At 63.8% G+C, this 6,456-nt stretch carries 5 protein-coding genes; 4 read left to right on the top strand and 1 reads right to left on the bottom strand.

Features of this window, described 5'->3' with window-relative positions:
- Positions 1-203 precede the first annotated feature (203 nt).
- Entirely contained in the window at positions 204-1,565 is a 1,362-nt protein-coding gene (locus PSQ39_RS19270; RefSeq protein ID WP_273928839.1) for a sensor domain-containing protein, read from the bottom strand.
- A gap of 330 nt (positions 1,566-1,895) precedes the next feature.
- Here PSQ39_RS19270 and PSQ39_RS19265 point away from each other — a divergent pair, with 330 nt between their 5' ends.
- The 4 genes from PSQ39_RS19265 (at position 1,896) to PSQ39_RS19250 (ending at position 6,414) form a co-directional block, all read left to right on the top strand.
- A complete protein-coding gene (locus PSQ39_RS19265; RefSeq protein ID WP_273928837.1) occupies positions 1,896-2,483 on the top strand; it encodes a histidine phosphatase family protein in 588 nt (195 codons plus the stop codon).
- Between the two features lie 104 nt (positions 2,484-2,587).
- A complete protein-coding gene (locus PSQ39_RS19260) occupies positions 2,588-2,965 on the top strand; it encodes a DUF2946 family protein (RefSeq protein ID WP_273928834.1) in 378 nt (125 codons plus the stop codon).
- Positions 2,966-3,095: 130 nt separating this feature from the next.
- A complete protein-coding gene (locus PSQ39_RS19255; RefSeq protein ID WP_273928832.1) occupies positions 3,096-5,168 on the top strand; it encodes a TonB-dependent receptor in 2,073 nt (690 codons plus the stop codon).
- Between the two features lie 76 nt (positions 5,169-5,244).
- Positions 5,245-6,414, top strand: coding sequence for a DUF1624 domain-containing protein (locus PSQ39_RS19250; RefSeq protein ID WP_273928830.1), 1,170 nt, complete (start codon positions 5,245-5,247; stop codon positions 6,412-6,414).
- Positions 6,415-6,456 lie beyond the last annotated feature (42 nt).

Below are 6,456 nucleotides of genomic sequence, written 5' to 3'. Positions count from 1 at the left end.
CGCTAAAAGTGTTCCGCTTTTCGGATTTCTCACTCGGGAGGTTTTGAGCGCAAAAGCGGAACGTTTTGGGCCTAAGTCATTGATTCAATTGAGTTTCGCTTAGGACTCAAAATCCCCCGCCGCGAGGCGTGCCGGTTCGATTCCGGCCCCGGGCACCACAGATAAAGCCGGAACGGTTCACAGCCGTCCGGCTTTTTTCTTTGTCAGGCCGCTCCGGACCGGGCGGCAGGGCCCGTCGCATGGGCCGCATGGGCCACCCGCTTGGCCTGGTACATCGCGTCATCCGCGTGGCGCAGCAACTGCTCACCCGAGCGGCCGTCATTGGGGAAATGGGCCAAGCCAATGCTGGGCGAGACCTGCACCAAGTGCCCATCCAGGTGAAAAGGCCCTTGCAGGGCGAGCTGAATTTTTTCCAACACCGGCTGCACGTGGTCCGCCTCCTGGAGGGACTCCAGCAAGACCACAAACTCATCGCCCCCCAGGCGGGCCACCGTGTCGGACTCGCGCACAGCGGCGCGCAGGCGCTGCCCGACTTCCTGCAGCAGCCGGTCTCCCACCGCATGCCCCAGGCGGTCGTTGACGAGCTTGAAATGGTCCAGATCCAAGAACAGCAGCGCCACCCGGCTTTGGGCTCGCTCGGCTCGGCTCAAGGCGCCTCGCAGGCGGTCTTCCAGCAGGTAGCGGTTAGGCAGACCGGTCAGTGCATCGAACTGGGCCATGTGCTGCAAACGCGCGTACAGCTCCTTGCGCTCAATCGCCATGGCGATCTGGTTGGAGACGTACTGCAGCAGTTCTTGGTGCTTGTCAGACCAGGGCGGATCCCCCTGGTAACGCTTCAAAATCAAAGCCCCGACACGGCCATTGGGGCTGCTCAATGGCACGCCCAACCACGCAGCCCACGCGGGTTGGTACACCGCTTGCCAGGCAGCAGGCGCCTCACCCAAGGTGTGTGGCGTGAGCAGCCAGGCCGTGCTGCGGCCTCGCATGGCCTCGTACAAGACCTGGTCGGCATGGGCCTCTTGGTGCGCCTGGTCTGGTGTGCTGTTCGCTGCCAGCCCTTGGTAGACCACCCGGCTGGCATGCTGCTGCGGGTCTTGGATCAAAACGGAGAAGTGCGGCACCGGCATCAGGGTGGCCAAAATGCTGTGGATCTTGGCAATCAACTCACCCACATCGCCACTGGCGTGGGCCGCTTCGGAGATGGCAAACAGCGCGGCTTGTGAGGCCTCGGCCTGCCGCAGCGCGCTGACATCCCGGGCCACCGCCACCCGCTTCTGGTCTGCGTCAGACCGGCGCGCCGACCACATCAGGTGCACCAGCTGCCCGTCTTTGCGAACGTAGCAGTTCTCGAAATGCAGATGGGGCTCGCCCGACATGACTTTTTGCGCAGCCGACAAGGTGCGCTCCAAGTCGAACGGAGCGATGAAATCGGTCATGCGACGACCGATCATTTCCTCAGGGGTGTAGCCAAAGATGCGCTCACCCGCTGGGCTGATGTACTCAAACACCCCTTGAGCGTCTACAACGCAGATCGCGTCAAGCAACAGATCGGCAATTTTGTCCATGGAGCGCGGTGATTCGTGCCTCTCGCACTGTGACTTGCAACGTCCGTCTAGAGTATCTGAAAATCAACAGGCCGCCGAGTTGACTTTTGTCACATACGCAATCTCCGCATGCCTTCGTGGGCCTGCGCCGGTGGCCAAGCGCCGCACAGGCTCAGCCGAACCCACTTGGCGGACGCTGTCAAGCCGCGCGCTCAAACCCCAGCAGGCCCTCGGTGCATCGCGCCAGCGTCCAGCACCCCCTGCTCATCGGGGGCAACATGTCCTCATCGTCAGATGTCCATGGCCGCAACCGCCCGCGTCATGGCCCACTCACCCCACACGAGACATGCGATGAACATCAAAGCCATTTGGAGCGCCGCGCTGGCCTTTTGCCGTTGGCTGGTCCTGCTGGGCCTGGGCACGGCAGCGCAGGCCACCGAATTGTCTGAAGCGTTGGCCGGCCCACAGCATGTGCTGCTGATGCGGCACGCTTATGCGCCCGGCTATGGCGACCCCAGCGGCTATGTGCTCGGCCGCTGCGAGACACAACGGCTGCTCAACGACGAGGGCAAGGCTCAAGCTGTTGAGACGGGCAGCTGGCTGCAACAACAAGGCGTCAAGCAAGCTGAAGTTCACACCAGCCCCTGGTGCCGCTGCCAACAAACAGCCGAGCGACTGGGTCTGGGCGAGCCGCGCACCCAATCCGCGCTGGGCTCGTTTTTTGACCAACCCGAGCAAGCCACTTCACAAAACCTCGCTTTGCAGCGCCTGATTGCCGATCGCCTTCTGAGCAAGGGATCGCAGGCGCTGGTGCTGGTCACGCACGATGTGAACATTCACGCGTTTTCCGGGCTGACCGTGCACTCGGGTGACATGGTGCTGGCGCGGGTCAACGCCCAGGGACAGGGGTTGGAATTCAAGGTACTGAAGCAGCCTTGAAGCCGCGCAACAGCTGCCAATCCAGGCGACCTCGCGGCAAGCCGGCGCATTCAACCCGCCCCACCAAGGCCCAAGTGGCCCATCAGCGCCGTTAAACTCCTGCAATGCGCCGCTTGTGGATGATTCGATTTGCCTGGCTGCTGTGCCTGGCATCTCTGGGCACGGCCGTGTTGCCACTGGCGCACGACTTGTCGCACCGCCACGGTTTGCCGGTGCTGCTGGGGGCGGTGGCGCACAGCGCCGAAGCCGACAGCGGCTCCCAGGTCGATGCCCATGCACCTTCCGAGGGCGAAGCCGAGATCTGCCTGGTCTGCGCCCACCTTTGCAGCCAGCACCTGAGCCTGCCTCAGGCGCCCAATCTCCCCGCGCTGTGCCTCCCTTCCGCCGCGCCTCCCCCTCTCGCGGCAAGCCCGGCCCCCACTCTTCAAACCGCTTGGCTGAGGCCCGCGCCCCGCGCCCCACCCACGTCTTTCTCGCTCTGACTCCCTGATTCAGTTTCCAGCCCCCAGCACGGGGGTTGGCGCCTGCGCGTCTGTCGGCACTTTCTCGTCCGACGGGCGCTGCCATGGCCTTCCTTTAGAGCTTGGGGCCCCGCGCCCCTTGGAGAGATGTGTGTTGTTCCAACAAAACCTGTGGCCCCTTGCGGTGGCCTCGACCCTGTCTTGCCTGCACGGCCACGCCACCGCCGCAGGAGATGCCGTCATCACGCTCGGCGAGGTCAAAGTCGCCGCCGACAGCAACGGCCCCCTGCCCGCCAGCAGCTTGCTGACCTCGGTGGACCTGCTGGGTGCTGACAAGATCGAAGACCAGAACGTCAACAACAGCTGGGAACTGCTGGGCAAGATGCCCGGCATCCAGTTGACCGAGACGCGCATGGGTGCCGAATCGGGCAAGCCCACCTTCCGCGCCTTCAATGGCGAGGGCTATATCAACGGCATCAAGGTGCTCATCGACGGCATTCCTAGCAACGTCAACAGCGGCAACCAGCGCTTCATTGACATGATTTTTCCGCTGGAGCTGGACTACATCGAGGTGGTGCGCGGCACCAACGATCCCCGCTACGGCCTGCACAACATTGGCGGCAACCTCCAGTTCGCCACGCGCCAAGGCGGCAACTACAACGACAGCCGCTTCAGCTATGGCAGCCACGCCACCCGCGAGGTCCAGTGGGCGCTGGGCCGCGAAAGCGGTGGCTTGGCGCAGAACTACTTCATCGCCAAACAGGACTCGAATGGCTACCGCCAGCACTCGGCCTACGAGAAATACACCCTGGGTGGTAAGTGGTTTGTGAGCTCCGCCGACCAAAGCGTCAAAGCGGGCGTGGTGGCGCGGCTGTACAGCAACCAGGCACAAGAGCCTGGCTTTCTGACCGCCACCCAAGCGGCCAACGACCCTCGGCAGTCGGGCGCCCACAACGCCAACGATGGCGATTCTCGCGACATGAAGCAGCTCAGTGCTCACCTGGACTGGCAAATCACGCCCCAGTGGCAGACCAGCCAGAAGGTGTACTTCAACCACTACAGCGATGACCGCCGCGTCACCTTCAGCAACAGCGCGGCCAGCAGCTTGAACAACCTGCCCCGCCAGCGGCGCTTCTGGGACGAGAACCAAACCGGCTGGCTGGGCACGATGACCTGGCGCGCCAGCCCCGCACTGGTGCTGGACGGGGGCCTCAACGTGGAGCGGCAGAAGAACCTGTACCAACGCTACCGTTTTGCCTATGCGCGGCCCACCAACTTCAGTCAGCCCACCACCACATCGAACGACGATCAGTACAGCCTGAACAACGTCGGCGCTTACCTGCAGGCCATCCTGCAACCCACAGCCCAACTCAAGCTGGTGCCCGGCCTGCGGCTGGACCGCTTCAGCGGCGACACCCTGGTGCGCAACACCGGGGCACGCGGCAGTTTGCAGGACTATGGCTGGATCAAGCAACCCAAGCTCAGCCTGGTCTACAGCCTGGACGCCCACACCAGCCTGTACGCCAACTGGGGACGCAGCTTTCAGATCCTGACGGGTTCGCGGGCCCCGGCCTACCTCATGACCGCCAGCCAGGCCCAGTTTGCGCCGTCGCTCAACACCGGCAGCGAGATCGGGCTCAAATTCAAGCCCACACCTCAAAGCGATGCGCGCGTCGCGTTGTGGCGACAAGAGGCCACCAACGAAGTGGCCAACATGCCCAGCACCGGCACCACCGTGGGCCTGGGCCAAACCCTGCGCAAGGGACTGGACCTCCAAGCCAGTGCCCGGGTCAGCCCCCAGCTCCAACTGTGGGCGTCGCACTCGTTGCAAGAGGCCAAGGTGCTCAGCGCCTTCACCGCATCGGGCGTGTCGCTGGCGGGCAAAGAAGTGTTCGCCACACCGCGACGCATCAGCACCGTGGGCCTGGAGTACCTGGCCCACGAGAAGCTGCGATTGGGCTTGCAAGGGCGTGCCCAGGGCGACTACTTCATTGATGATCTCAACGCCCAGGGCAAGTTCGGCGCCCTGCTGACCTTTGACGCCAGCGCCCGATACACCGTGTCACCCCAGGTCAGCGTGGACTTCCAGATCAAGAACCTGGCCAACCGCCGCCAGGCTTACGTCTGGTACGACAACTTCTTCTGGCCAGCCGGCAGTGCCCAGCCCATGTACTCGCCAGGCGCCGGGCGCACGGCCTTCGTGGCACTGAACCTCAAGCTGTAAAGACCCGCAGCAGCCCCGCCCCCTTCTGGGCGGGGCCACTGCATCCCCTGCCTGCTCGGCCAACCCCTCCCAACACATGCCATCCTCCAACATGACCCCTGTCTTGACCCGAGTTCGTCTCGGCAGCATTGATCGCCTGCGTGGCGCCGTGATGGCGCTGATGCTGGTGGACCATGTGCGCGAGTTCTTTTTCCTGCAGCACCAGGTCAGTGACCCCATGTCCCTGGATGGCACATCGGTGGCTCTGTTCTTCACGCGTCTGAGCAGCCATGTCTGCGCCCCCATCTTCGTGCTGCTGACGGGCCTCAGCGCATGGCTGTACGGCCAAAAACTGGGCCGCAGCCGCAACGACACCACCCGCTACCTGGCACAACGCGGCCTGATCCTGATCGTGCTGGAACTGACGGTGGTCAGCTTCGCCTGGTCCTTTGAACTGCGCCCCAGCCGCCTGTACCTGCAAGTCATCTGGGCCATCGGCCTGTCGATGCTCGCGCTGGCCGCGCTGCTTTGGCTGCCCAGGGTCTGGCAGATCACCCTGGCAGCCGGCATCCTGTGTGGCCACAACCTGCTGGATGGTGTGCATTTCACACCGGACCAATGGGGCTTTGTGCCTTGGGGCATCCTTCATGACCGCAGCCTGATCCGCCTGGGGGACGGCCTCACCGTGCGGACGTCCTACCCGGTGCTGCCCTGGATTGGCTTGATCCTGGCTGGCTACCTGCTAGGCCCCTGGTACGCCCCCTCAGTGGAACCGGCCCAGCGACAGCGCCGCCTGCTGGCCCTGGGCTTGGGCGCGCTGCTGGGCTTTGCCGTGCTGCGCGGGCTTCACCTCTACGGCGATCAGCCCTGGGTGGCCGGGCCCACCGAGATCCACACCTTCATGGCATTCTTGAACGTGACCAAATACCCCCCCTCTTTGCACTTCATCCTGCTGACAGTCGGCCTGGGACTGCTGGCCTTGGTCGGACTGGCACGCCTGCGCGACGGTCAGCCACTGGGCCGGGTGCTGGGCCAGATTGGCGCGGTCCCGATGTTCTTCTACCTCGCTCACCTCTATCTGCTGCACCTGCTCTACCTGGTGCTGAAACTGGTCTTCGGTCCCAACCAAGGTGAGCGCTACGGCTTCGACGGAACAGGGCTGATTTGGTTGACCGCCGGCGTGGTTCTGCTGGCCCTCATTCCCTTGTGCCAACGTTTGGCGAGGATGAAGCAGACCAGCACTGCGCCGTGGCTGAGCTACTTCTGAGCCCCGTCTTCAACCAATAGGCCGGCCCGAATGGGCCTGGCC

Source organism: Curvibacter microcysteis, assembly GCF_028649455.1.
Taxonomy (GTDB): domain Bacteria; phylum Pseudomonadota; class Gammaproteobacteria; order Burkholderiales; family Burkholderiaceae_C; genus Curvibacter; species Curvibacter microcysteis.
This window is presented reverse-complemented; position numbering and strand designations above follow the sequence as displayed.